The organism is Actinotalea subterranea (genome assembly GCF_008364845.1).
GTDB classification, from domain to species: domain Bacteria; phylum Actinomycetota; class Actinomycetes; order Actinomycetales; family Cellulomonadaceae; genus Actinotalea; species Actinotalea subterranea.
Genome location: NZ_VTTP01000001.1, coordinates 111,151 through 137,852 on the forward strand (window position 1 = coordinate 111,151; position 26,702 = coordinate 137,852).

Here is a 26,702-nt window from a genome sequence, read left to right on the forward strand (position 1 = left end):
GTCGGGATGGACGGATTCGAACCGACGACCTTCCGCTCCCAAAGCGGACGCGCTACCAAGCTGCGCCACATCCCGTGCCCCCGGTGCACCCGGCACCGGGACGCTCTCCTCGTCCACCGGGGCGGACGAGTCGTGAGCGACCTCCAGGGTAGCGGTCGGGCGGCGCCGCCCGACCCGGGGCCACCGCCACCCCGCTCGACGTCCCGGCGTGCGGCCGGCTCCGGCGTCGACCCCATGGTCGATCTCACATCGTGGTGTTAATTCTGTGCTCCGTCCGTGTGAACGGTGGGCCCATTCGTCCCGGTATGTCCCATCCTGGCGGACGGCGCGCGGCCCCGAGTCACGTTCATCCTTGACAGGACCCCTTGTGGTCCCGTGACGGGCCGAACACGATGTGTCGCAACCACCGCGGGGCCCAGCGGTGGGGGACGTCTCCGGGATCCAGAACGGTCGTCGACCGCCCGGACCACGCGCTGCCGATCGCACGGCCGCCATCCCTGCCTCGCCAAGGACGCCGCCGCAGCCACCCCTGCCGACCGAGCCCGAGGTGCGCCATGTTCATCTTCCTGCTCCAGCTCCGCCACATGCTCCAGGACAGCTCGGAGTACTACCTCTTCGCCGCCTTCTCGGCCCTCGTGTGGGCCCTGTGGGCGCTCAAGGTCGTCCTGTCGCGGCGCTACCGCCCGTACATGCTCCCCCACCGCACGACCACGAGCGTCGTCGTCCCCGTGGTCGACGAGCCCGAGGACCTCTTCCGGGACGTCCTCGCGCGGATGGTCGAGCAGCACCCCGACGAGATCATCGTGGTCATCAACGGTGCCCGGAACACCGTGCTCGAGCGCGTGTGCGACGAGTTCGCCCCGCTCGTGCGGTGGACCCACACCCCGGTCCCCGGCAAGCGCAACGCCGTGCGGATCGGCACGCTCATGTCGCGCTACGACATCACGGTCCTGGTGGACTCGGACACGGTCTGGACGCCCCGCGTGCTCGAGGAGCTCGTCAAGCCGTTCGCGGACGACCGCGTCGGCGGCGTGACGACGCGCCAACGGATCCTGGAGCCCACGCGCAGCTGGATCACGCGGTGGGCCGACTGGCTCGAGAACTCGCGCGCCCTGTACTCGATGCCCGCGCAGAGCGTCCTGGGCCAGATCGGCTGCCTGCCGGGCCGCACCATCGCGTTCCGCCGCAACATCCTCGTCCGCGTCATGGACCGGTTCATGACCGAGAGGTTCCTCGGCGTGTTCCTCGAGGTGTCCGACGACCGCACCCTGACGAACCTGACGCTCAAGGAGGGCTACCGGACCGTCTACCAGCACACGAGCCTCGTCTACACGGACGCCCCGCTGCAGATCAAGAAGCTGTTCAAGCAGCAGCTGCGCTGGGCGCGGGGAAGCCAGTACAACACCCTGCGGATGCTCCCGTGGATGCTCGGGCACGCGCCGTGGCTCGCGCTGTTCTTCCTCGCCGACATCGTCCTGCCCTTCCTGCTCGTGGGCACGATCCTGGGCTGGGGCTACCGCGCCGTGACGGGCACGGGCGTCAACTTCTACGAGGCGATCCTCGCGACGTACGGCGAGCAGGTCGGCTGGGTGTGGGTCGTCGCTCTCATGATCACGTCCTCGGTGCTCAGCATGGCGATCCGCCAGATCCGGCACCTCCAGGAGGTCCCGTCCGACTTCTTCCGGCTCCCCGTGTTCATCGTCGTGTCCACGTTCTTCCTCATGCCCGTGCGCCTCATCGGGTTCTTCCGCATGGGGCACGTCAGCGGCTGGGGCACGCGTGCGGGGGCGTACAGCGGCGGCCCGGGTGATGCCGCACCCGACGTCGAGGCCCTGACGCAGCGCCCGGTCGACGGCCGCTCGAGCTCGGCCCTGCTCTCCGAGCTCGAGCACCTGCACGGCCCGGGCCCGGTAGACGTCGTGGACCGTGCCCCCGGTGCCCCAGGCGGCCCAGGTGCCCCGGCCACCCCGGGGGTACGGCCGACGGCTCCCGACGCGCGGGTCGTCGTGGCCGGGTCGCCGAGCCTCGCGACCGGTACGCAGGCGGTCGCGACCCGCACCCGACGCGTGGCCCGGGAACCAGTGGCACGCACCGCCCCGACGAGCGCTCGCCGGTTCAACCCGCTCGCCGCCGTCCCGTACCTGATCGGACTCGCGATCCTCTCCCTGGAGGCACTCCTCTATGTCTGAGAACAGCCCGACGTCGCCGACCAGCCCGACGTCCCAGGAGCACACGCACAGCCCCGCCACCCACTGGTGGACCGCATCGGGCCTGTCACCGCGGGCCAAGCTCGGCACCGCCGTCGTCGCGAGCCTCCTGCTCGTCGTCACCGTCGCCGTCTGGACGTCGCCCTCGGGGCCCGACAGCGCCGAGGCCGCGACCTCACCGACCGTCAGCGCCGAGGAGCAGCGCCTGGCCGACGAGCTCGCCCGCGTGCAGGGCCGGCTCGACGCCCGGGAGACGGAGCTCGCGGACCTCAAGGCCGCTCAGGAGAAGGCAGCCGCCGAGCGGGCCGCGGGCCAGGCGAGCGGGCAGGCCAAGGCGGAGGCCGAGCGCGCGGCGGCCGACGCGGAGTCCCAGGCCAAGGCGGCAGCGGAGCGGGAGGCGGCTGCCGCGCGTGGCCGGGCCCGTGCCGCTGCCGAGCGCGACGCCGCGACAGCACGCGGGCAGGCCGCCACCGCGCAGGGCCAGGTCTCGTCCGCCCAGAGCCGCGCCGAGGAGGCGGAGGCCGAGGCCGAGGCCGCGCGCCAGGCGGCCGCCGCCGCGCAGAGGCGCGCCGACGCCGCCGCGGAGCAGGCCAAGCCACCGGCCCCGCAGCCACCCACGAAGCCCACGGCACCCACCCTCGCGGAGCTCGTCGACCCGAGCGAGCGGCAGTTCGGCCTCTACACGCCGCAGTCCCCGTTCAGCTGGGCCGAGCTGGACGACGTCGTCGCCAAGGTCGGCCACCGGCCGACGATCGCCGGGTACTTCCAGGGCTGGGACGGCGACTTCCGTCCGGACGCCGTCACACGGTCGTGGGAGCGCGGCATGATGCCCCTCCTGACCTGGGAGTCGCGCCCTATGAAGGCGGGCAACGACCAGGCGGAGGACCCCGACTACTCGCTGCCGGTCATCATCGGCGACCCCGAGAACGGCGTGCCCGGCCGGTACGACGAGTACCTGCGCCAGTACGCGCGGGACATCGTCGCGCTCGGCCTGCCACTGGCGATCCGCCTCGACCACGAGATGAACGGCAGCTGGTACCCGTGGGGCGAGCGGGCGTGGGGCGGCAACCCCCTCAACGGGAACCGCAAGGGCGACTTCGTCACGATGTGGCGCCACGTGCACGACATCTTCGAGGCCGAGGGCGCGGGCGAGTACGTCCTGTGGGTCTGGGCGCCGAACATCGTCAACTCCCTGCCCGCCTACGCGAAGAACTCGTCCTGGTACATGAGCAGCCTCTACCCGGGCGACGAGTACGTGGACTGGGTCGGGCTCTCCGGCTACTACCGGCCCCCGTACCGCGCCGACCAGACCCCGACCTTCCAGTACACGTTCGACCGGTCCCTGGACCAGCTGCGCGAGGTCGCACCTGGCAAGCCGATCCTGCTCGCCGAGATCGGCGCGTCGGAGGTCGGCGGCAAGAAGCCCGCGTGGGTCACGAGCCTCTTCGACTCCCTCGCTGAGCCGGAGTACGACGACGTCGTGGGGTTCGCGTGGTTCCACCACACCGTCACGACCATCAGCGGCGGGGAGCGCGTCACGAACGACTGGCGCATCACCTCGCGGCGCGACTCCCTCGAGGCCTTCGTGGCAGGGATGGACGACCCGGCGACCGGGTTCGGGCCCGCGACGACGGCATCCGCCACCGAGGTCCAGCCGACGCCCGGGCCGACCAGCACCGCCCCGCCCGCCGAGGAGCCGGCGTTCGTCGACCCCTCACCGGACCGCGCGGGGCCCGACGCCGGCGAGAGCACGCCGAGCCCGACGGCGACAGCCACGCCCACACCCACGCCGTCCGGGACGCCCGAGCCGTCACCGACCCCCACGCCCACGCCGTCGGGGACGACGCCGCCACCGGCCCCGGAGCCCGAGCCGACCCCGGGGAGCAGCCCGTGAACCGCCGACGCCCGCGCCCGTCCCGCTCCACGACCGACCACCTGGAGGTTCCGATGACCGCTCAGCCGTTGACAGTCCGCACCAGGCCTGCCGAGGACCCCGGCGCCGACGACGCCGCCCCGCCACGCGTGAGCGTGATCGGCACGGGCTACCTCGGCGCGACCCACGCCGCCGCGATGGCTGCGCTCGGGTTCGCCGTGGTCGGGTTCGACACCGACGAGGCCAAGCTCAGGGCCCTGAGCCTGGGCAAGGTGCCCTTCTACGAGCCCGGGCTCGACGAGCTCCTGACCGAGCAGGTCGAGGCGGGTCGCCTGCGGTTCACCTCGGACGTCGCGGAGGCCGCGGCCTCGGCCGACATCCACTTCATCTGCGTCGGGACCCCGCAGATGAAGACGAGCCACGCGGCCGACCTGCGGTACGTCGAGGCCGCTGTCGTGTCGGTCGTGCGTCACCTGCGTTCGGACGCGCTCGTCGTCGGCAAGTCGACCGTGCCCGTGGGCACCGCGGAACGGCTGCGCGCGCTCGTCGCCGAGAACGTGCCCCCGGGCATCTCAGCCGAGCTCGTGTGGAACCCGGAGTTCCTGCGCGAGGGCAAGGCCGTCACGGACACGCTGCACCCCGACCGCATCGTGCTCGGCGGGACGAGCCCGCGCGCGGAGGCGCTCCTGCGCACGCTGTACGCGCGGCCCATCGCCGAGGGCACGCCGGTCGTCACGTGCGACCTGCCCACGGCCGAGCTCGTCAAGGTCAGCGCGAACGCCTTCCTCGCGACCAAGATCTCCTTCATCAACGCGATCGCGGGCGTGTGCGAGGCGGCGGGGGCCGACGTCACGGTCCTCGCTGACGCCCTGGGGCACGACCCGAGGATCGGCCGCCAGTTCCTCGACGCGGGCCTCGGGTTCGGCGGCGGCTGCCTGCCCAAGGACATCCGGGCGCTCATGCACCGCGCCGGGGAGCTCGGTGCGCACCGCGCGGCCCAGCTCCTCCAGCAGGTCGACGAGATCAACATGGGCCAGCGTGAGCGCGTGGTCGACCTCGCGCTCGAGGCGTGCGGCGGCTCGGTGCTGAACCGGCGGGTCGGGGTCCTGGGGGCGGCGTTCAAGCCGGACACGGACGACGTGCGGGACTCCCCCGCGCTCAACGTCGCGGCCGCGCTGCACCTGCGCGGTGCGCAGGTCACGGTGTTCGACCCCAAGGCGTCGGACACCGCCCGCAGCACCTTCCCGACGCTCGGCTACGCGACGTCACCCGAGGAGGCCGTCGAGGGGGCGGACGTCGTGCTCGTCCTGACGGAGTGGGCCGCCTTCGTCGAGAGCGACCCGGCGCGGCTCGCCGCGCTCACGCACCGCGCCCGCGTGATCGACGCGCGGGGAAAGCTCGACGCCGGGCGGTGGCGCGCGGCGGGTTGGGAGTTCAGGGGGTTGGGGCGGCCGGCCGCGTGAAGCCCGGGGGCAGAGCCGCGTGAGGCCCGGCGTGACCCCTGCGTGAGACGGGCTGGGACGCGGGCGAGGCGGGGGCACACGGCAGGCGCGGGGACGAGGGGCGACGCACGGGTGCGACTTGACAGTCGTCCCATGACAGCGCATCTTTGTACTGACCGGTCAGTACTAGAGAACCGAGCCCCATGTCCGCCGTCGCTCCCGCCCCCACCCGCACCGAGGCACCTCTCGCATCCCCCGGCAGCCCGCCCTCGGCGCGCCTCCCGCTCGCCGTCGAGGCACGCGCCCTGACGCTGCGCACACGCCGCGGCCTGGTCTACGGGCCTGTGGACCTCGAGATCGCCGAGGGCGCGCTCGCCGTCATCCAGGGCCCGCAGGGCGGCGGCCGCTCGAGCCTGCTGCTCACGCTCGTCGGCCGGATGGTCGCCGATGCGCCCTCGCGCCTCACCGTCCTCGGCGAGGCCCTCCCCGCGCGGCGCACGGCGGTGCAGCGGCGAGCAGCCATCGCCGGGTTCGCGGGCATCGACGACCTCGACGAGGGCGTGACGGTGCAGGAGGTCGTGCGCGAGCGCCTCGCCTGGCTCGCACCGTGGTACCGGCGTACCCCGAGCGTCGGTCAGCGGACGTTCACCGCGCTCGCCGCACCCGTCTTCGGCGACCGGCCGATCCCGCGGGTGGACACCCTGATCTGGGATCTCGACGAGGTCGACGCGATGCTCCTGCGGATCCTGCTCGCGATGCTCCAGGAGCCGGAGCTGCTCGCCGTCGACGACGTCGACCAGGTGCACGACTCCGCGCGTCGGCAGATCGTCTGGGACCGCCTCGCCGCGATCGCCGCGACCGGCACGACCGTCGTCGCGTCCGTCGCCTCCCTCGACGAGGTCAGCCGCATGTCCTGGCCGCTCGCCCCTGCACAGATCAACCTCGCCACCGGGCCGCACGCGGTCCCGGCCGCCTGAACCCCGGGAACCCCTGATGCTCTCCCTGACCTCCACCGGCACCGAGCTGCGCCGGTTCAGCCGCGGCCTGCTCCCCCGCCTCGCCGTCGGCGCGATGATCCTCGTCCCCCTGCTCTACGGAGCGCTGTACCTCTGGGCCTTCTGGGACCCCACCGGCAACCTCGACAAGCTGCCCGTCGCCCTGGTGAACGCGGACACCGGCGCCACGGTGGACGACGAGCCCCTGACCGCCGGGCAGGACGTCACCGACCGGCTCGTCGACTCGGGAGACCTCGACTGGCGGGTCACCGACGCGGCCGACGCCGAGCAGGGCGTCCGGGACGGGACCTACTACTTCGCGGTCACCATCCCCGCGGACTTCTCGAGCGACATCAGCTCCGCCGGTGGGGACGACCCCACGCCCGCCCGGCTCGACGTCACGTACAACGACGCCAACTCGTTCCTCGCCACGACCCTCGGGCGCTCGGCGATGGCCCAGGTCCAGGCAGCGGTGTCCACGAGCATCGGCGAGCAGGCCGTCGACACCGTCCTCGTCGGGCTCGGCTCGGCACGCGACGGGTTCGCCCAGGCGTCCGACGGCGCCCTGACCCTGCGGACCGCGAGCGGCGACCTGTCCGCGGGCACGCACCAGGTGGCCGACGGGGCCGGGACGGCAGCGAGCGGGGCCGCGCAGGTCGCCGACGGCTCGGCCCAGCTCGCCACCGGGAGCAGCCGGCTCGCCACCGGTGCCCAGCAGCTCTCCGCCGGCGCAAGCACGCTCTCGACCGGCGCTGCCTCCGCCGCCACGGGCGCCACGCAGGTGTCGGCGGGCGCGACGCAGCTGGCCGACGGCGCCCACACCGCCGCGACCTCGTCCCAGCAGCTCGCCGCCGGAGCCGCCCAGGTCAGCGCGGGCGTCGACCAGACCGTCACCACCGTGACCGGCCTCGCCGGGAAGCTCCCGACCCTGCAGACCGCGATGACGACGGCGGCCCACCAGCTCGCCACGATCGCGCAGGGCGGCACGGTGACCCCGGCGGACGCCGGCGCGACGGCGTCCGCGATCGGCCAGGCGGCCGCCGGGCTGCCGTCGACCCCGGAGGCGCTGAGCACGATGAACGTCCAGCTCACGGCCCTCCAGCAGGGCGCTCGCGACCTCAGCGCCGGAGCGGGTGCGCTCAGCACGGGCCTCGGCACGCTCGACACGAAGAGCCACGAGCTCGCCACGGGCGCCGCGACCCTGTCCGACGGCGTCGGTCAGCTCTCGACCGGGGCCACGAGCCTCGACACCGGTGCACGCACGCTCGCGACGGGCGCCGCCGAGGCGTCGACGGGAGCGCAGGCCCTCGCCGACGGCGCCGCCGACCTGGCGACCGGCACGACGACCCTCGCCGACGGGGCGTCCCAGGTCGCGACCGGGAGCGACCAGCTCACCGAGGGCACGCAGCAGCTCGCGGACGGCCTCGCCGAGGGCACCGCCCAGATCCCTGACGACTCGACCGAGCTGCGCACGCAGCGTGCCGAGGTGATCAGCGCACCGGTCGACCTCAGCACGAGCGCCGTGGCCGAGGCCGAGCACTTCGGCGAGGGGTTCGCGCCCTTCTTCATCCCGCTCGCGCTGTTCGTCGGCTCGCTCATCACGTGGCTCCTGCTGCGGCCGATGCCCACGCGCGCCCTCGCCACCCCGGTGCACGGCCTGCGCGTGACGCTCGCGGGGCTCCTGCCCGCACTGGCGATCGGCGTCGGCCAGGTCGTCGTGATGCTCGCCGTGATCCACCTCGGGGTCGGCCTGGAGATGACGTCGGCGGCCGGGACCGTCGCGTTCACGCTCCTCGTGGTCGCGGCGTTCATGGCGCTCCAGCAGATGCTGCTCGCCCTCCTGGGCCCGGCCGCGGGCAAGATCGCGATCCTCGCGCTCCTGATGCTCCAGCTCGCGTCGTCGGGCGGCACGTACCCGGTCGAGACGACGCCCCTGTTCTTCCGGGTCGTGAACCCGATGCTGCCGATGTCCTACGCCGTCACCGGGCTGCGGCAGCTCATCACCGGGGGCGCCGACGGGCGGCTGTGGCTCTCGGTCGCCGTCCTGGCCGCCGTCCTCGTCGGGTCGCTCGCCGTGACGACGTGGCGCGCCGGGCGGCTGCGGACGTGGACCATGGCACGCCTGCACCCGGCCCTGTCCATCTGAGCCCGTGGCCCCCCACCAGGATCCACGGGATCCCCCGGATCTGAGACAGTGACCCTCATGACCGCGAGCGCGCCCGGGCTGCCCCCCGCCGGCGAGGACCGCCGCCCCTCCCGGCCAGGTGCGGGCGCCCCGGCCCGCGACACGCGTGCGGCGATCATCGACGCGGCCGTCACGCTCATCGCGAACCGCGGCTTCTCGGCGACGTCCGTCGACGAGATCGCCGCGGAGGCCCGCGTGGCCAAGGGCAGCGTGTTCTACAACTTCGGGTCCAAGGCCGCGCTGTTCGAGGCGGTCATCGTCGAGGGCGTGCAACGCCTGACGGTCGCGCTGCGGACCGCCCGGGAGGGCCGTGAGGGGCGCGAGGCGATGTCCGCGCTCGTCTCGGAGCTCCTGGTGCAGATCCAGGCGCACCCCGACTTCGCGAAGGTCATCGTCGCCGAGGTGTTCCGCACCGGCCGGGACTGGCAGGAGCCCATCCGGCAGGTCCGCAACGAGTCGTTCACCGTGCTCGCCGAGGTGGTCGCGGCGAGCTGGCCCGGGCGGGACCCGTCGCTGACCGCCGCGACCGTCTTCGGCGGGACGCTCGTGGCGGGGCTCGAGTGGCTGGCGTTCCAGCCGCACCGGACCGCCGACGACGTCCGTGAGGCGGTGCTGTCGACGTTCCTCGACGGGCTCCCGGCGTAGCGACGACCGGACGGTCGGGGCAGGCTTGGCGGCCACCCCGACCGTCCGACGTGAGATCGCTGCCGCGGACCCGTTACCCTGGGTCCGCCGTCCCGTCCTGGACCGCCCTGACCTGCTCAGGGAGAGCCTGCGGCGGGACCGCGCGGGTGTAGCTCAATGGTAGAGCCCCAGTCTTCCAAACTGGCTACGCGAGTTCGATTCTCGTCACCCGCTCCCCTGCCGAACCGCGCGTGTACCCGAAGGTTCATCCGGTCGCCCGCGGCCCCCGCTCCGGCCCGCTACCCGGCGACAGCGGCCCTCGTCCGCCAGGCGCTGCCCACGGTCGCCACGAAGGCGATGCCGACCACCGTCAGGGCGAGCACCCCCGCCGCGGGCCAGGCCACCGCCAGGGAGATCCCGCTGCCCAGGCCGTACCCGACCCCGACGAGCGCGGGGAGCGCGGCGGCCACGCCCACGACGAGCGCCGCGACGGCGACGAACGCCGACTCGACCGTGACCATCGTCCGCACCTGCGCCTGCGTCGCCCCCGTGCGCCGCAGCAGGGCGAACTCGCTCCGCCGGGCGCCCGTGAGCATCACGAGCGTGTTGGCCGCCGCGATCGCGACGAAGAGCACGAGCAGGAGCACCAGCACGTTCGACAGCTCCTGGGACGACGCCGAGGACGCCGCGTCCCGGGCGTACCCCGCGGCGTCGGTGGACTCGAGGCCCAGAGCCGCGAGCGCAGAGGCGGCCGCCGCGGCGTCACCGTCCGCCAGACCGACGAGCAGGGTGTCCGCACGCGCTGCCCGGACGTCGGCGGGCAGGCCCCGCGCGTCCACGAGGTAGTCCCCGAAGCCGAGGCCGCGCTCGTACACCGCGACGATCTCGGCACTGGTCTGCGCGCCGCCGTCGAAGCGCAGGTCCACGGTGGAGCCCACGCCCTTGCCGGTGCCGAAGACCGCCACGGAGCTCACGGCGATCGTGCCCGGCGCGGCGAGGTCGTCGAGCGAGCCGTCGACCACACCGGGGTCGAGCAGCCGGGCCGCGTCGGCGCCGAGGACGCGCAGGCCCGTGGCCTCCCAGGCGAGGCCGTCGAGCAGCGGCATCTCCTCGTCCTGGTCGTCGACCTTGACCTCCGCGGCCGCCGTCGAGAGCGGGACCACGACGCCGACACCCGCCGTCGCCGCGACGGCCGCCTCCTCCGCGGGTGTCACGCCGTCGGGCGACGTGACCACGAGGTCGGCGCGGATGCCGTCGCTCAGCTCGCCGACAGCCGCCCGGGTGAGGGCCACCGTCATCCCGGTCTGCACCACACCGAGCGTGAGGAAGAGCGCGAGCGGCGTGATGGCCGCCGTGAGCCGGCGCGAGAAGCCCCGCGCGTTCACGAGGGCGAGCATCGTCGCGCCGCTGCTCGCCGTGCGCGTCGCGGCCACCGAGCGCCGGGCCGCCCAGGCGACGACGACGGGTCCCGCGAGCGCCGCGGCCGTGATGAGCAGGAAGGCCGAGACCGCGCCCACGGCGCTGCCGAGCGCCCCAGGCAGGACGAACGGCGTGCCCGCGACGAGGAGGCCCGCGACGAGGAGGCCCACCGCGCTCGCGCGCCGGACGGGGCCGATGCCGGCAGGCTCAACGGCGCTGCGCCGCACGGCAGCCGTCGGGCTCATCCTCGCCACCGAGCGCGCCGAGACCCGGGCGGCGAGCAGGCCCGTCGGGACGAGCAGCAGGAGCGTGCCGAGCACCGGCCACGGCGAGAGCGTCAGGACGTGCCCGGGCGGCACGATGCCGCTGCGCTCGAGCAGCGGGGTCATCAGCCCTGCAGCGAGGAGCCCGGGCACGACCCCGAACGGTGCCGCGATCGCGAACACCGCCAGGACCTCGGCCGTGACCATCGCGCGCACCTGCGGGGCGGTGGCTCCCACGGCACGCAGCAGGGCGAACTGGGCGTGGCGTGGGCGCAGCGCCGCGGAGAACGTCGACGCGACCACGAGCACGACGACGAGGACGGTCGTCCCGGCGAAGGAGGAGGCCGCCGTGGTGAGCAGCGTCAAGGGCTTGCCCGACGCGTCCCCGCGCGCTCCGGACTCGAGCCAGACGCCGGTGGCGGTCAGGAGCGCCGAGGCGAGCGCGACGATCACGAGGCTCCCGGCGAACGAGGCGCGGTAAGTGCGCAGGGCGGACCTGGCGAACGACCACATGGCCCTAGCTCCCGAGCTCGACGAGGCGGGCGGCGATCTGCGCGGTCGTGGGCGCGACCATCTCACCCGCGAGGCGTCCGTCCGCGAGGAAGAGGACCCGGTCCGCGGCGGCGGCGACGTGCGGGTCGTGCGTCACGACGACGAGCGTCTGACCCAGGCTCTTCGCGGTGGTCCGCAGCACGTCGAGCACCTGGTCGCCCGTGCGGCGGTCGAGCGCCCCGGTCGGCTCGTCCGCGAAGACCACGGTCGGGCGGGCGACGAGCGCGCGGGCGATCGCGACGCGCTGCGCCTGGCCGCCGGACAGCTCGCTCGGGAGCCGCTGCTCGAGCCCCGTCAGGCCGACGGCGGCGACGAGCGCGTCCTGCCACACCGGGTCCGGTCGGCGCGCGTCGAGCAGCAGGGGCAGCCCGATGTTCTCCGCGACGGTGAGGTGTCCGACGAGGTTGTAGGCCTGGAACACGAACCCGACGTGCCTCCTGCGGAACCGCGTGACGTCGTCGGGCGCGAGCGCGGTCAGGTCCGTGCCGCCGAGGACCACGCGCCCGCTGGTCGGCGTGTCGAGACCCGAGGCGCAGTTGAGGAACGTCGACTTGCCCGAGCCGGACGGACCCATGACGGCCGTGAAGGAGCCCGGCGGGATGTCGAGCGAGACGCCCGCCAGGGCGGTCACGACCTCGGGCCCGTTGGGGTAGGTCTTGTAGAGCTGGGCGAGGTGGACGGCCGTGTCGACGGCCGTGGTGGTGGGTGACATGGGGGTTCCTTCGTCGAGGTGATGTCGTCCGTGCTCGACGCTAGGAAGGGCGGGGCAGGCGCTCCAGCCGCCTTCGGAGCAAGGCGCGAGGTTGCGCCTTTGGGTGCAGGTGCAGCCTCGCGGCGGACCCCCTGCACCTTTCGACGGGTCCCGCCGGCTTCGATCCTTCGGGGCTCGATGCCCCAGGTGTCGCGTTCCTAGCGTCGTCGTGTGGCTCGTTCCGCCACCCGGACACGACGAGAGGACCCCTCATGACGGTCATCGACACGCTCCCGAACGGGCCAGGCCGCCCGGCCGGCCCCGAGGCCGCGAACGGTCCGGGGGCCCGCGCGACAGGCCCGCTGGGCCTGGTCCGCCGGCACCCGCTCCTGAGCTTCTTCGTCCTCGCCAACGCGATGAGCTGGCTCGCCTGGCTGCCCTACATCCTGTCGCTCAACGGCCTGGGCGTCTGGGACTTCCGCTTCCCCGACGTCATGGGCTCCGGTCAGATCGCCGGTGTGCTGCCGGGCGCGTACCTGGGCCCGATCGCCTCCGCGTTCTTCGTGACGCTGGTCGCCGACGGCCGCGAGGGGCTGCGCCGCTGGGTCGGGCGCCTCTGGCGCTGGCGGGTGCGCCCACGCTGGTACGCCGTGACGCTGCTCGGCGTCCCCGCCGCGATGATCCTGACCGGGTTCGTCTTCTCGGGCGGCGAGATCCAGGCACCGTCCCTGATGGCGCTCGGCCTGTACCTCCCGCTGCTCCTGGCGCAGATGGTCACGACGGGTCTGGCCGAGGAGCCCGGCTGGCGGGACTTCGCGCTGCCGCGCCTGCAGCGCAGGCTCGGCGGGCTGCGTGCCGCGATGGTGCTCGGCCCCGTGTGGGCGCTGTGGCACATGCCCCTGTTCCTCAGCGACTGGGGCGGCTACCCCGATGCGCACTGGACGCACCCCGTGGCGTTCACGGTCTTCTGTGTCTCGTTCAACGTCGTGATGTCGTGGGTCTTCAACCGCACGGGTGAGAGCCTGCCGCTGTCGATGCTCATGCACGTCAGCGTCAACAACTTCGCCTCCGTCCTGTGGATCGAGATGTTCCCCTCGATGGGCGCGGACGTCGCGATGCCGGCGATGGCGGCGGCCTCCGTGGTCGCGGCGGCCGTCCTTCTCGTCCGCACCCGCGGGACGCTCGGGTACGTCCCCGCGACGCCGCTCCCGCGGGATGCGGCGTAGGCCCGAAGGTCGGGCCTCGCGCGCCGTCACGGCTGCGACGGCCCGACGACCCCGCGGGGCCGTCGCTCAGCCGCGTTCGCGGTCGGGCACCGCGACGATGCCGTTCTGGTAGGCCCACACGACCGCCTGGAGCCGCGACCGGACGCCGAGCTTCGGCAGCATCCGCGCGAGGTGCGACTTGACGGTCGAGACCTCCACGACCAGGTCCGCCGCGATCTCCTCGTTCGACATGCCCTGGGCGAGGAGGAGCAGGATGTCCCGCTCGCGCGGGGTCAGCACGCCGTCGCCGCGCTGCGCCACCACGGGCTGAAGGCTGCGGCGCTGCACGAACTCGCGCAGGACGCGGCGCGTGAGCGACTGGTCGATCGTGCCGTGGCCTGCGGCGACCTGCCGGACGGCGTGCGTGATCGCCTCCGGCTCGGCGTCCTTGAGCAGGAAGCCCGACGCCCCGGCCTCGAGGGCACCGAAGACGTAGTCGTCGAGGTCGAACGTCGTCAGGACGAGCACCGGGATCGCGGGGTCAGCGTCCGGGCCGCACAGCTCTCGGGCGACGGAGATGCCGTCGCGGCCGGGCATCCGGATGTCGAGGCACGCGACGTCGGGCCGCAGCTCGCGCGCCATCACGAGTGCCTGCGACCCGTCGGACGCGACACCGACCACCTCGATGTCCGGCTCCGCGCCGAGCAGGGCGGACAGGCCCGCGCGGACCAGCGGCTGGTCGTCGGCGATGAGTACGCGGATCATCCGGGCTCCTCCGGTGGTGCGGGCGACGACGTCTCGGCCGGTCCGCTGCCGTCCCGCGGGACCCGGAGGCGGACCTCCCAGCCGCCGTCGGGCGTCGGGCCGTAGCGCAGCCGGCCTCCCACGAGCTCGGCCCGCTCGTGCATGCCGACGAGCCCGAACCCGCCGCCCGGGCCGGGGTCCACGCCGTGCCCGCGCGCGTTCCGCACGACGACGACCAGGCGGTCGTCGTCACGGTCGTCGACCTCGACGACGCAGGGCGCGCCCGGCGCGTGGACGGCCGCGTTGGCGAGGGACTCCTGGACCATCCGGTACACGACGAGCTGGGCGAGCGGCCCGACGCCGGCACCCTGCTCGTGGGTCCCGGCGTCGGCGTCCGCCTCGGCGCCTGCGCCGGACGGGGAGGGCCCCGCCCCCACGGGTGCCCCGTCGCGGTCCGGCGCGTGGCCGGCGCCGTGCACCACGAGCCGGACGTCGGCGCCCGCCGCCCGGCGTGCCGCCACGAGGTCACGTACGGAGGCGAGCGACTCCACCGCCCGGCCGGCCCCGGCTCCCTCACGCAGGAGGCCCACGAGCCGCCGCAGGTCGTCGAGCACAGCCGTGCTCTGCGCGCGCACCTGCTGCGCCGAGCGCTTGGCCTCCGCCGGGTCCGTGTCGACCTGGTGCACGATCGCCGACGCCATGAGGGCGATCCCGGACATGTGGTGCGCGGCGATGTCGTGCAGCTCACGGGACATCGCAGCGCGCTCACGCGAGACCGTGGCGTCGACGAGCGCCACGTGCTCGCGCTGGAGCGCCCGCACCTCCTTGTCGCGTGCCTCGCGCGCCTCCCGGCGGGCCGCGACCGTGAGCGCGACGGGCAGCGGCACACCGACCACGCCGAGCGCCTGGACGAGCGCGACGCCCAGTGCCGGCCCGAGCGGCGAGGCGCCGCTGCGCACGTCGTTCACCGTCTGGGCACCCGCGACGAGGACGGCCGCGAGCGCCAGGACCGGCACGAGCCTGCGCAGGGGCGGCAGCAGCGCCACGGCGAACACGGCGACGAGGACCGCCCCGGTGGTCAGGCCGAACAGGGGGCTGGGTGCGAGCGCCGCGACGAGCCACGGCAGGGCGGCCGCCGTCGTGGCGGCGACCCGCGGGGCGCGCCGCACCCACAGCAGCGCGACGGCCTGGGCCACGAGGACGACCACCACGACCCACCAGCCGACGCTCCATGCCGCGGGCAGCGGACCGACCGCGTCCTCGTCCGAGGCGGCCAGGAGAGGGATCGACAGGAGCCCGGTGAGAGCGAGGACGCCGAACACCCCGGAGGCGGCCGCCTCGGCGCGGGTCGGCCGCAGGAGCGAGCGCGGATCGGCTGGCACTGTCCCCCTGTCCCCCTGTCCCCGTCGCCACACGTGCAGCGCCATCGTAGGTCCGACGGCGCACGGCCCACCGCGCCGCGTGCCCGGACGGGGCGGGGCGCGATTGCCGACGCCCGGTGGAACCGGCTACCGTCGCGCTACCGGACACCGAGCGGAAGGATGAGCGATGCGCAGCGCCTCGCCCGCCACCGCCGCCGCGCACCCCCACGCAGCGCCCTGCTGTCGTCCCGCGCACCGCTGTCTGTAGAGCGCTGGCCTGAGTCCTCCCGGACCGCCGCATCGCGACGTCGCCAGCGCTCGTCGACCCACGCACGACCCGCTCCCCAGCACACGCCCTCGCGGCACGCCCGAGCACCGGTCACGGCGACGCGTCCACGGCGCGGCACCCGACCGCGGCACCCTCCGTGCCACCCGCCGCAGCGACCCGGTCCACGGTGCGCCGGCCGGGTGCGGAATGGACCGGGCGCGTGCACCGTTGACCCCATGATCGCCCGGCCCCCCACGGGCCCCACGAGACGACGAGGAACCACCATGGCCCGCATCTACGACGACGTCACCCAGCTCATCGGCAACACCCCGCTGGTCCGCCTCAACCGCGTGACCGAGGGCGCCGGGGCGACCGTCGCCGCAAAGCTCGAGTTCTACAACCCCGCGAGCTCCGTCAAGGACCGCATCGGTGTCGCGATCGTCGACGCGGCCGAGGCGTCGGGCGAGCTCCCGCCCGGCGGCACGATCGTCGAGGCCACGAGCGGCAACACGGGCATCGCGCTCGCCATGGTCGGCGCGGCCCGCGGGTACGACGTGGTGCTGACGATGCCCGAGACGATGTCGAAGGAGCGGCGCGCGCTGCTCCGCGCGTTCGGCGCGGAGCTCGTGCTGACGCCCGGTTCCGAGGGCATGAAGGGCGCGGTCACGCGGGCCGAGCAGATCGCCGCCGAGCGCCCCGGCGCGGTTCTCGCCCGGCAGTTCGCGAACGAGGCGAACCCCGCGATCCACCGGGCCACGACGGCCGAGGAGATCTGGGCGGACACCGACGGCGGCGTCGACATCGTGGTGGCCGGCATCGGCACCGGCGGCACGATCACGGGAGTCGGGCAGGTCCTCAAGGAGCGCAAGCCCGGCGTGCAGGTCATCGCCGTCGAGCCCGCCGAGTCGCCGATCCTCAACGGCGGCCAGCCCGGACCCCACAAGATCCAGGGGATCGGCGCGAACTTCGTCCCGGAGATCCTCGACACGTCCGTCTACGACGAGGTCATCGACGTCGACGCCGACACCGCGATCCGTGTCGCGCGCGACACCGCCCGGCGCGAGGGCCTCCTCGTCGGCATCTCGTCCGGTGCGGCCATCCACGCGGCCGTGCAGGTGGCTCACCGTCCGGAGAACGCCGGCAAGCTCGTCGTCGTCATCGTGCCGTCGTTCGGCGAGCGCTACCTGTCCTCGGTCCTCTACTCGGACCTGATGGACTGACCATGGAGCACCTCTGGCGATTCCTGCGGGTCCTGCGCGAGGACCTCGACGCCGCACGACGGCGCGACCCTGCCGCGCGCAGCCTGCTCGAGGTCGCCCTGGGCTACCCGGGGGTCCACGCCGTGTGGGCCTACCGGGTGGCCCACCGGATGTGGCGTGAGCCGGGCCTGCGTCTGCCCGCGCGTCTGTTCTCCCAGCTCGCCAGGTCCGCCACGGGCATCGAGATCCACCCGGGCGCCCAGATCGGGCGCCGGCTCTTCATCGACCACGGCATGGGCGTGGTGATCGGCGAGACGGCCGTCGTCGGGGACGACGTCGTGCTGTTCCACGGCGCGACCCTCGGCGGCAAGGCGATGCGCCGTGGCAAGCGCCACCCGACCCTCGGCGACCACGTGGTCGTCGGGGCGGGCGCGAAGATCCTCGGGCCCGTGTGGATCGGTGACGGCGCCCAGATCGGCGCGAACGCCGTCGTCGTCAAGGACGTCCCGGCCGGCTCCGTCGCGGTCGGCGTGCCGGCTACGGTCCGCACGCGACCCCAGCCCTCCCCCGCTGCCGAGCTCGTCGAGGACCCCGCGATCTACATCTGACCGGGCCCAGGCCCGCGCGCCGACGCGCGGAGCCCGCCCGACGTCTCGGCATGTGGCACGGGAGCGGCGCAGCCTTGCCCTACGGGTGGAGCGCCCCTACTCTCGGGTCAAAGGTCCCAAGGACCGGGAATCATTGTCTCGCACCGCGAGACGCCGAGGAGAGGAGGCCGCGCCATGCACCGTCACCACGACGTGTCGATGGCGCTGCCGATGATGCCCTCCTCCTGTGGCTGCTGTCCGTGCATGCCACGCGCTGGCGCCTGACGCGCTGACTCCCCCGGAGCCGGCCCGCTCCGGTCCGACGGCGGACCTCGGTCGCCAGCGCTGAACCCCGGCCCGACCCACCGCTCCCCCGCGCCCGCACCGCGCCGCCCCGTCGAGGGCCGGCGCCCGGCCGCGCGAGGCTGGACCGACGAGGACCCATGACGCTCACCACGCCCACCGCTGTCCGCACCCACCCCGCACACCCGGTCTCCGTGCAAGGCGTGGGGCGCACCTTCGCCTCACGCGACCGCTCGGCACAGCCCCGCGCCGTGCTCGCCGACGTCGACCTCGAGATCGCCGCGGGCGACATCGTCGCCCTCATCGGCGCGTCCGGCTGCGGCAAGTCGACCCTGCTGCGCCAGGTCAGCGGCCTCGACGCACCCACCACGGGCCGGATCCTCATCGACGGTCGCCCGGTCGACGGGGTCGACGCCCGGTGCGCGGTCGCCTTCCAGGAGCCACGGCTGCTCCCCTGGCGCACGCTCACCCAGAACGTCGCGCTCGGGCTCCCCCGCGGCACCGACCGGGCGACCGGCGACCGGCGTGTGGCGGAGCTCCTCGACCTCGTCGGCCTCGCCGACTGCGCGGGCTACCGGCCACGCCAGGTGTCGGGCGGCATGGCGCAACGCGCCGCGCTCGCCCGCGCCCTCGCCCGGAACCCCGGCGTCCTCGTCCTCGACGAGCCCTTCGGGGCGCTCGACGCCCTGACCAGGCTGCGCATGCAGGACCTGCTCCTGGACGTCCACGCCGCCGAGCCGACCACGGTCCTGCTCGTCACGCACGACGTCGACGAGGCCCTGTACCTGGCCGACCGCGTCGTGCTGCTCGGTCGCCCCGCCGGTGCGCCGCCAGGCGCGCCCGCGGGCGTGCGCAGCGTCGTGACGGTCCCCGGACGGCGCCCGCGCGACCGCGGCGACGCGGGCCTCGCGCTGCTGCGCGCCCAGCTGCTCGACGGGCTCGGCGTGCCGACCCACCACGAGGCGCACGACCCGGACCAGCACCACTCGATCTGACGCGTCCACCCCGCGGCGACCGCCGCCACCATCCCTGCGCTCCACCACCCACCCCCCGGGGCGGCCGACCGGCCTCCCCGCCTGCCCAGGAGAACCCATGAGAATCCGCACCGCACTGTCCGTCACCGCGACGACCGCCGCCGCCCTGATGCTCAGCGCCTGCGCGGCGGGCGAGGGGTCCTCGGTCGTCGAGGACGCGCCGGAGCCGGCCGTGTCCGCCGACGCCGAGGGCTGGAGCGACGACACCCTGACCCTCGACTACGCGACCTACAACCCGCTGAGCCTGATCATCAAGGAGCAGGGCTGGCTCGAGGCGACGCTCGACGACGTGACGGTCACGTGGGTCCAGTCGGCCGGCTCGAACAAGGCCAACGAGGCGCTGCGGGCCGGCGCGATCGACGTCGGGTCGACCGCGGGCTCCGCCGCCCTCCTCGCGAAGGCCAACGGCTCGCCCATCCAGACCATCGGGATCTACACGCAGCCCGAGTGGGCCGCGATCGTGGTTCCCGCAGGCTCGGACATCACGTCGGTCGAGCAGCTCGCGGGCCGGTCCGTCGCCGCGACCAAGGGCACCGACCCGTACTTCTTCCTCCTCCAGTCGCTCGAGGAGCACGGCGTCGCCCTCGGCGACGTCGAGGTGCAGAACCTCCAGCACGCGGACGGCAAGGCCGCCCTCGAGTCGGGTGCGGTCGACGCCTGGTCCGGCCTCGACCCGCTCATGGCCGCGAGCGAGGCGACCGCAGGCTCCCGCCTGATCTACCGCAACATCGACTTCAACACGTACGGGTTCCTCAACGCCACGCAGGACTTCATCACGGCGAACCCCGACCTCGCCCAGGTCGTCCTCGACGCGTACGAGAAGGCCCGGGCGTGGGCGATCGAGAACCCCGAGGAGACGGCCCAGATCCTCGCCGACACCGCGGGGATCGACCTCGCCATCGCGCAGAAGGTCATCCTCGAGCGCACCGTCATCGACCTCGACGTCGTCCCGGGCGACGAGCAGCGCGACGTCCTGTCCGTCGTCGGGCCGATCTTCGTGGACTCGGGTGACGTCTCCTCGCAGGCGGACATCGACACGGCCCTCGACGGGCTGTTCCACACCGAGTTCGCCGAGAACGCGGACCCCGCGCCCATCGCCGACTGAGGCACCCCGCCCCGGGCCCGCGCGCACGCGTGGGCCCGGGGCACCCGACGAGCACCGAGCAAGGAGTCACCATGAGCGACCTCGTCGCACCGGCGCGCGGAGCCACCGTCCGCCGTGCCACGGCGCCCGGCGGAAGTGCCGCCGCGGACCGCCCGCGCACCGGGCCCGACGCGCCGTCGGCCCTTGAGGGGTCGGAGGTCGGGGCCCCGGCACCAGGCCCGACGCTGATAGCGGCGAGCCAGCTCGGCACCGCCGTGGTCGAGTCGCCCCGGGGCCGCGGCCGGCGGCGCAACCTCGCCCTCGCGCTCGTGGTCCCGGTGGGGCTCCTCGCCCTGTGGCACCTGGCGACCGCGGTGACCGGCACGTTCGCCTCGTACGAGCTGCCGTCGCCCGGTGCCGTGCTCGACGCTGCGGTCGAGCTCGCGACATGGGACAAGGGCCCGAACCTCGCGACCCACGTCCAGATCTCCGTGCAGCGCGTGCTCATCGGGTTCCTCGCCGGCTCCGCCGCAGGCCTCACCGTCGGCGCGCTGGTGGGGCTGTCCCGGCTCGCCGACTCGCTCCTGTCGGGGACGATCGGCGCGGTGCGCGCGGTCCCCTCGCTCGGATGGGTCCCGCTGCTCGTCCTGTGGCTCGGCATCAACGAGGACTCGAAGGTGGTGCTCGTCGCGATCGGGGCGTTCTTCCCCGTGTACACGACCGTGGCGTCCGCCCTGCGCCACGTCGACCCGCAGCTCGTCGAGGCCGGGCGCGCGTACGGCCTGCGGGGCGCGTCGCTGCTGCTGCGCGTCCAGCTCCCCGCCGCCACGCCGTCGGTCATCTCGGGGCTGCGCCTCGGCATGGCCCAGGCCTGGCTCTTCCTGGTGGCCGCGGAGCTCATCGCGTCGTCGATGGGCCTCGGCTTCATCCTCACCGACTCGGCCAACAACGGCCGGGTCGACCGCATCCTGCTGTCGCTCGTGACGCTCGCCGTCCTGGGCAAGCTGACCGACGCCCTCATCGGCGTCGCCGAGAAGAGGCTGCTGCGCCGGTGGTAGACGTCCGAGAGCACACGATCGCGCACCTCCTGACCGAGGACCGCACCTTCCACGCACCCGAGCACCTCGCACGCACCGCGAACGTCGGCCCCGCGGACCACGCACGGCTGCTCGCCGAGGCCGACGCCGACCACGTCGCGTTCTGGGAGCGGGCCGCCGAGCGCCTGGACTGGGCCGAGCCCTGGCACACGGCCCACACGTGGTCGCCTGCCGTCCCCGACCCCGAGGCCCTGGGCGAGCTCACGGTCCCGGCCGCGCAGTGGTTCGTCGGGGGCCGCCTCAACGTCGCGGTGAACTGCGTCGACCGGCACGTGGCCGCCGGGCGCGGCGACAAGCCCGCGCTGCACTTCGAGGGCGAGCCCGGGGACCGCCGGACCTACACGTACGCCGACCTCCAGCGCGAGGTGTGCCGTGCCGCCAACGCCCTCACCGGGCTCGGCATCGGCAAGGGCGACCGCGTGGTCGTCTACCTGCCGGTGCTGGCCGAGACGGTCATCATCACCCTGGCGATCGCGCGCATCGGCGCGATCCACTCGCTGGTCTTCGGCGGGTTCTCCGCCGAGGCCGTGCGCTTCCGGGTCCAGGACACGGGCGCGAAGCTCCTCGTCACCTCCGACGGCCAGTTCCGGCGCGGCGCCGCGGTCCCCACCAAGGCGACCGCCGACGCGGCGGTCGAGGGGCTCGACCACGTCGAGCACGTCCTCGTCGTGCGCCGCACGGGTGAGCAGACGCCGGTGCCGTGGACCGCGGGCAGGGACGTGTGGTGGCACGACGTCGTCGACACGGCCGACGACGAGCACGAGGCCGAGGCGTTCGACGCCGAGACCCCGCTGTTCATCATCTACACGTCGGGCACGACCGGCCGCCCCAAGGGCCTCGTGCACACGAGCGGTGGGTACCTGACGCAGGCGTCGTGGACGCACTGGGCGCACTTCGACGCACGCGACGACGACGTGCACTGGTGCACGGCCGACCTCGCCTGGGTCACCGCCCACACCTACGAGATCTACGGGCCGCTCTCGAACGGCCTCACGCAGGTCATCTACGAGGGGACGCCCGGCACGCCGCACCCCGGGCGGCACTGGGAGATCATCGAGCGCTACGGCGTCACGACGTACTACACGGCGCCGACCCTCATCCGCACGTTCATGACGTGGTTCCCGGACGGCCCGCCCGCGTCCCACGACCTGTCGAGCCTGCGCCTGCTCGGCACCGTCGGGGAGTCCATCAACCCCGAGGCATGGATGTGGTTCCACGAGCGCGTCGGGGGCGGCCGCGCACCCGTCGTCGACACGTGGTGGCAGTCGGAGACCGGCGCGACGATGATCGCGCCCCTGCCCGGCGTGACGACGCTCAAGCCCGGCTCCGCCACTCGCCCGCTGCCGGGCATCTCCGCGAGGGTCGTCGACGAGCAGGGCGACGACGTGCCACCGGGCTCGGGGGGCCTCCTGGTGATCGACCGCACCTGGCCCGCCATGGCCCGCACCGTGTGGGGCGACCCCCGTCGCTACCGCGACGCCTACTGGTCGCGGTTCGCCGACCGCGGCTACTTCTTCGCGGGAGACGGCGCGCGGCGCGACGCCGACGGCGACCTCTGGCTCCTTGGCCGCGTCGACGACGTCATCAACGTCTCCGGCCACCGCCTGTCCACGATCGAGATCGAGTCCGCGCTCGTCGCGCACCCGCTCGTCGGCGAGGCCGGCGTCACCGGCGTGCACGACGCGACGACGGGCCAGGCGATCGCCGCGTTCGTGATCCCCGCGCGCGCCGACGCCCACCCCGACGACCCGGCCGGCTGGGTGCGCCACGCGCTCGAGCTGACGCAGACGCTGCGCGCCCACGTCGCCCAGCAGATCGGCCCGATCGCCAAGCCGCGCGATGTCGTCGTCGTGCCCGACCTCCCGAAGACCCGCTCCGGGAAGATCATGAGACGGCTGCTCGCCGACCTCGTCGCCGGGGGCACCCTGGGCGACGTCACCTCGCTGCAGGACGCGTCCGTCCTGCACCGGATCCAGGCCGTGCTGGCCGCCCGCCAGGACCACACGAAGGGGCCCGTCCAGTGACCGATCCATCCACGACCGCGAGCAACACCACCACCGCAGGCACCGGTGCGACCGACGGCAGGCCCGTGAGCACGGGCGACCGGCGCTGGGGCTTCCGCACGCGCGCCCTGCACGCGGGCGGCGTCCCGGACGCGACGACGGGCGCCCGAGCGGTGCCGATCTACCAGACCACGAGCTTCGTGTTCACCGACACCGCCGACGCCGCGAACCTCTTCGCCCTGCAGAAGTACGGCAACATCTACTCGCGCATCGGCAACCCCACGGTCGCCGCTCTGGAGGAGCGGCTCGCCTCGCTCGAGGGCGGCATCGGCGCGGTCGCGACGGCGTCCGGCATGTCCGCGGAGTTCATCACCTTCGCCGCGCTCGTGGGCGCCGGCGACCACGTGGTCGCCGCGGCGTCGCTGTACGGCGGCACCGTCACGCAGCTCGACGTGACGCTGCGCCGCTTCGGCGTCGCGACGACGTTCGTGGCGGGCACCGACCCGGCCGACTACGCCGCCGCGATCCGGCCCGAGACCAAGGTCGTCTACGCCGAGGTCGTCGCGAACCCGTCCGGCGAGATCACGGACATCGCGGGCCTCGCCGAGGTCGCCCACGCGGCCGGGGTCCCGCTCGTCATCGACGCGACCCTCGCGACCCCGTACCTGTGCCGGCCCATCGAGCACGGCGCCGACATCGTCATCCACTCCGTCACCAAGTTCCTCGGCGGGCACGGCACGACTCTCGGCGGCGTCGTCGTGGAGAGCGGGCGCTTCGACTGGGGCAACGGCAAGTTCCCGCAGATGACCGAGCCCGTGCCGTCCTACGGCGGCGTCAGCTGGTGGGAGAACTTCGGGGAGTACGGCTTCCTGACCAAGCTGCGGTCCGAGCAGCTCCGCGACATCGGGCCGGCGTTGTCCGCGCAGTCCGCCTTCACCCTGCTCCAGGGTGTCGAGACCCTACCCCAGCGCCTCGACGCGCACCTCGCCAACGCCAGGACCGTCGCCGAGTGGCTCGACGCGGACCCCCGCGTGGGCTACGTCAGCTGGGCGGGCCTGCCCGGGCACGCGCACCACGAGCGGGCGCGTCGCTACCTGCCCGCCGGGCCCGGCGCGGTGTTCGCGTTCGGGCTCCGCGGGTCGGGTGACGTCCCGGGCCGCGAGGCCGGGCGGCGCTTCATCGAGTCCTTGCAGCTCGCGAGCCACCTCGCGAACGTCGGCGACGCGCGCACCCTCGTCATCCACCCCGCGTCGACGACGCACCAGCAGCTCTCGCCCGAGCAGCTCGCGGCGGCCGGCGTCCCGGAGGACCTGGTCCGGATCAGCGTGGGCCTCGAGGACGTCGAGGACATCCTGTGGGACCTCGACCAGGCCATCACGGCCGCCGTCGGGCCGCGGCCGGCGGCCTCGAGCGACACCCGTCGACCGGCCGTCGCCGCGACGGGCGCGAGCGCGACGGAGGCCACCGCATGAGCACCCTCGACCCGCAGCCCGCCGCCGGCGCCGCGTGCGCGCTCCCGGCACCCGCGCCCGCGGGCGCCGCCCGGACCTGGGTGGGCCCCGACGCCGGGCGCCGGCTCGCCCTCCTGCGTCGCACGAGGTCGGTCGCGATCGTCGGTGCGTCCGCCAACCCGTCGCGCGCCAGCTACTTCGTGGCGACCTACCTGCTGTCGTCGTCGCCGTACGACGTGTACTTCGTCAACCCGCGCGCGACCGAGATCCTCGGCCGGCCCGTGTACCCGTCCCTCGAGGCGCTACCGGTGGTGCCGGACCTCGTCGACGTGTTCCGCCGGCACGACGACCTCCCCGCGGTCCTGCAGGACACCCTGGCCGTGGGCTCGCCCGCGCTGTGGCTCCAGCTCGGCTCGTGGCACGATGACGTCGCGCGCACCGCCGAGGCCGCCGGTCTGGCCGTCGTGATGGACCGCTGCCTCAAGATCGAGCACGCGCGGTTCCACGGCGGGCTGCACCTCGCGGGCTTCGACACGGGCGTGATCAGCTCACGGAGGTCGCTGGCCTGAGCCTCACCCCTCGTCGGGCCACCACACCGCGCGCCGCAGGACCACGCGCGCCCCCGTGTCGTCCGCCGCGCCGTCGTCGGACAGCGGGCAGCCCTCCTGGCGCAGGGCCGCGAGCGCCCGCTCGCGGTGCGCGACGGGCGGGTGCCCGGACGCGTTGACGACCCGCCACCACGGGACGCCCGAGCCCGCCCGCGCGAGCACCTGGCCGACCTGGCGCGGGCCGCCGCGTCCGAGGCGGTCGGCGAGGACCTCGGCGATGGTGCCGTACGTCATGACGCGTCCCGGCGGGATCGTCGCCACGAGGTCCAGCACCGCCTCGAGGTAGTCGTCGTCCACGGGCGCTCAGTCGCGGTGCACGAGGATCAGCGCGCGGTCGTCGCCCTCGCCCGCCCGGACCCCGGCGACGACCGCGTCGGCGCCTCCCGTCCGGGTCGAGATGACGCGCTCCGCCTCGCCCATGAGGCGGTCGATGCCGAGGTCGACGTCGGCGCCGGGCGCCTCGACGAGGCCGTCCGTGTACATCATGATCGTGTCGCCCGCCTCGAGCTGGCCCGTGTGCACGCCGAACACCGGCGCGTTCACGACGCCGAGCGCGGGCCCGCCCGTCGTGTCGATCATCTCGATCCGGCCCGAGCCCGCGTGCATGTGCAGGGCGGGCGGGTGGCCGGCGGTCGAGACCCAGAACTGGCCGGTGTCGAGGCGCACGGTGAGGTGCACGGCCGTCGCGAAGCCCTCCGACCAGTTCTGCGCGAGCAGGTAGTTGTTCGCGGCGACGAGGAACGACTCCCGGGGCATCGCGCCCAGCAGCCCGCCGAACGCGCCCGACAGGAGCAGGGACCGCACGCCAGCCTCCTGACCCTTGCCGGAGACGTCGACGAGCACGATCTCCAGGAGAAGGCCCTGCTGGCTGCGCGAGGCGACCACGAAGTCCCCCGAGAACGCCTCCGCGTACGCCGACCGCACGAGGCTGTCCACCCGCCAGCGCTCCGGCAGGGGCGGGATGCGCCCGTGCGCGACGAGCCGGTCGCGCAGGTCGACGAGCATGAGGTCGCTCGCGGCGCCCTGCAGGCCGAGCCGGCTCCGGTTCCGCACGAAGAGCACGCCCGAGAGCGCGCCGAGGACCTGGACGACGAGCAGCCCCGGCTCCAGCTCCGCACGGTCACCGAGCGCGATCGCCGCCATGAGCCCGAGCACCGTCGCAGCGAGCAGGATCATGCCGGGCAGGCGTAGGACGAAGACGCCGAGCAGGATGATGAACAGCAGCGCGGCGGGCGACACCCAGACGGGCTCCACGACGATCCCTGTCGTGACGACCAGCGCCGACGCCACGAGGAGCGTCGTCGCCGCGACCTGCCGGTTCACCAGGCGCCGCCGACGAGGCAGGCGCAGCCAGCGCATGCGTCGGGGCGCTCCGGGCCGCGTCTGACGCGTCCGGCGGGGCACCCGCACGGCGGTGGTCACGCGCTGAGGCTACCGAGAGGGTGTGACCCAGGCCATGCGGTCCCAGATCGGGCGAAATGCGCTCGGCCTGCGAACCGCGGGCAGG

General features: G+C 74.1%; 21 protein-coding genes and 2 tRNA genes. 16 read left to right on the top strand and 7 right to left on the bottom strand.

Annotated elements, in window-relative coordinates; translation table 11 throughout:
• Window position 1 precedes the first annotated feature (1 nt).
• A tRNA-Pro gene (locus FZ988_RS00500) sits at window positions 2–75 on the bottom strand.
• Window positions 76–554: 479 nt separating this feature from the next.
• Here FZ988_RS00500 and FZ988_RS00505 point away from each other — a divergent pair.
• The 7 genes from FZ988_RS00505 to FZ988_RS00535 all read left to right on the top strand — a co-directional run bounded on the left by FZ988_RS00505 (window position 555) and on the right by FZ988_RS00535 (window position 9,560).
• Complete coding sequence (locus tag FZ988_RS00505) at window positions 555–2,189, top strand: glycosyltransferase (protein ID WP_149202056.1); 1,635 nt, start codon at window positions 555–557, stop codon at window positions 2,187–2,189.
• The gene (locus tag FZ988_RS00510; RefSeq protein ID WP_188078917.1) at window positions 2,182–4,101 is read left to right on the top strand and encodes a glycoside hydrolase family 26 protein; all 1,920 of its coding nucleotides are present in this window, start codon (window positions 2,182–2,184) and stop codon (window positions 4,099–4,101) included. The genes FZ988_RS00505 and FZ988_RS00510 overlap by 8 nt, the downstream gene beginning before the upstream one ends.
• Window positions 4,102–4,154: 53 nt before the next feature.
• Entirely contained in the window at window positions 4,155–5,543 is a 1,389-nt protein-coding gene (locus FZ988_RS00515) for a UDP-glucose dehydrogenase family protein (protein ID WP_149202057.1), read from the top strand.
• Window positions 5,544–5,725: 182 nt separating this feature from the next.
• A complete protein-coding gene (locus tag FZ988_RS00520) occupies window positions 5,726–6,499 on the top strand; it encodes an AAA family ATPase (RefSeq protein WP_149202058.1) in 774 nt (257 codons plus the stop codon).
• Window positions 6,500–6,515: 16 nt separating this feature from the next.
• Window positions 6,516–8,663, top strand: coding sequence for a YhgE/Pip domain-containing protein (locus FZ988_RS00525; protein WP_149202059.1), 2,148 nt, complete (start codon window positions 6,516–6,518; stop codon window positions 8,661–8,663).
• A gap of 57 nt (window positions 8,664–8,720) precedes the next feature.
• Complete coding sequence (locus FZ988_RS00530) at window positions 8,721–9,347, top strand: TetR/AcrR family transcriptional regulator (RefSeq protein WP_149202060.1); 627 nt, start codon at window positions 8,721–8,723, stop codon at window positions 9,345–9,347.
• A 142-nt stretch (window positions 9,348–9,489) separates the two neighbouring features.
• Window positions 9,490–9,560 (top strand) — tRNA-Gly (locus tag FZ988_RS00535).
• A gap of 65 nt (window positions 9,561–9,625) precedes the next feature.
• Here the strand turns inward: FZ988_RS00535 and FZ988_RS00540 are convergent.
• Together FZ988_RS00540 and FZ988_RS00545 are read right to left on the bottom strand one after the other, a co-directional pair.
• Complete coding sequence (locus FZ988_RS00540; RefSeq protein WP_149202061.1) at window positions 9,626–11,521, bottom strand: ABC transporter permease; 1,896 nt, start codon at window positions 11,519–11,521, stop codon at window positions 9,626–9,628.
• A gap of 4 nt (window positions 11,522–11,525) precedes the next feature.
• A complete protein-coding gene (locus tag FZ988_RS00545) occupies window positions 11,526–12,272 on the bottom strand; it encodes an ABC transporter ATP-binding protein (RefSeq protein WP_149202062.1) in 747 nt (248 codons plus the stop codon).
• A gap of 251 nt (window positions 12,273–12,523) precedes the next feature.
• On the opposite strand from FZ988_RS00545, the gene FZ988_RS00550 reads away from it, so the two are divergent.
• Entirely contained in the window at window positions 12,524–13,477 is a 954-nt protein-coding gene (locus FZ988_RS00550; RefSeq protein ID WP_149202063.1) for a type II CAAX endopeptidase family protein, read from the top strand.
• 66 nt (window positions 13,478–13,543) lie between these two features.
• Here the strand turns inward: FZ988_RS00550 and FZ988_RS00555 are convergent, their stop codons facing one another.
• A complete protein-coding gene (locus tag FZ988_RS00555; RefSeq protein WP_149202064.1) occupies window positions 13,544–14,221 on the bottom strand; it encodes a response regulator in 678 nt (225 codons plus the stop codon).
• A complete protein-coding gene (locus FZ988_RS00560) occupies window positions 14,218–15,582 on the bottom strand; it encodes a sensor histidine kinase (protein ID WP_223144998.1) in 1,365 nt (454 codons plus the stop codon). The genes FZ988_RS00555 and FZ988_RS00560 overlap by 4 nt, the downstream gene beginning before the upstream one ends.
• A 531-nt stretch (window positions 15,583–16,113) precedes the next feature.
• On the opposite strand from FZ988_RS00560, the gene cysK reads away from it, so the two are divergent.
• From cysK to FZ988_RS00600, 8 genes are all read left to right on the top strand, one after another.
• Window positions 16,114–17,049, top strand: a complete 936-nt coding sequence (gene cysK / locus FZ988_RS00565) for a cysteine synthase A (RefSeq protein WP_149202066.1) — start codon at window positions 16,114–16,116, stop codon at window positions 17,047–17,049.
• Between the two features lie 2 nt (window positions 17,050–17,051).
• Window positions 17,052–17,636 (top strand): serine O-acetyltransferase EpsC, encoded by a 585-nt coding sequence (gene epsC / locus FZ988_RS00570; RefSeq protein WP_149202067.1) that lies wholly within the window; start codon window positions 17,052–17,054, stop codon window positions 17,634–17,636.
• A 422-nt stretch (window positions 17,637–18,058) separates the two neighbouring features.
• Entirely contained in the window at window positions 18,059–18,913 is an 855-nt protein-coding gene (locus FZ988_RS00575; protein ID WP_149202068.1) for an ABC transporter ATP-binding protein, read from the top strand.
• Between the two features lie 97 nt (window positions 18,914–19,010).
• Complete coding sequence (locus tag FZ988_RS00580) at window positions 19,011–20,057, top strand: aliphatic sulfonate ABC transporter substrate-binding protein (protein ID WP_149202069.1); 1,047 nt, start codon at window positions 19,011–19,013, stop codon at window positions 20,055–20,057.
• 71 nt (window positions 20,058–20,128) lie between these two features.
• Window positions 20,129–21,094: an ABC transporter permease gene (locus FZ988_RS00585; RefSeq protein ID WP_149202070.1), complete on the top strand. Its 966-nt coding sequence runs from the start codon at window positions 20,129–20,131 to the stop codon at window positions 21,092–21,094.
• Complete coding sequence (gene acs / locus FZ988_RS00590) at window positions 21,088–23,157, top strand: acetate--CoA ligase (protein ID WP_425457919.1); 2,070 nt, start codon at window positions 21,088–21,090, stop codon at window positions 23,155–23,157. The genes FZ988_RS00585 and acs overlap by 7 nt, the downstream gene beginning before the upstream one ends.
• 65 nt (window positions 23,158–23,222) lie before the next feature.
• Window positions 23,223–24,608, top strand: a complete 1,386-nt coding sequence (locus FZ988_RS00595) for an O-acetylhomoserine aminocarboxypropyltransferase/cysteine synthase family protein (protein WP_149202507.1) — start codon at window positions 23,223–23,225, stop codon at window positions 24,606–24,608.
• On the top strand, window positions 24,605–25,156 hold the full coding sequence (locus FZ988_RS00600) for a CoA-binding protein (RefSeq protein WP_149202071.1): 552 nt from the start codon (window positions 24,605–24,607) through the stop codon (window positions 25,154–25,156). The genes FZ988_RS00595 and FZ988_RS00600 overlap by 4 nt, the downstream gene beginning before the upstream one ends.
• Window positions 25,157–25,159: 3 nt before the next feature.
• On the opposite strand, the gene FZ988_RS00605 is transcribed toward FZ988_RS00600, so the two are convergent.
• A complete protein-coding gene (locus FZ988_RS00605; RefSeq protein WP_149202072.1) occupies window positions 25,160–25,492 on the bottom strand; it encodes an MGMT family protein in 333 nt (110 codons plus the stop codon).
• A gap of 6 nt (window positions 25,493–25,498) precedes the next feature.
• On the bottom strand, window positions 25,499–26,617 hold the full coding sequence (locus tag FZ988_RS00610; RefSeq protein WP_149202073.1) for a PP2C family protein-serine/threonine phosphatase: 1,119 nt from the start codon (window positions 26,615–26,617) through the stop codon (window positions 25,499–25,501).
• Between the last annotated feature and the right edge of the window lie 85 nt (window positions 26,618–26,702).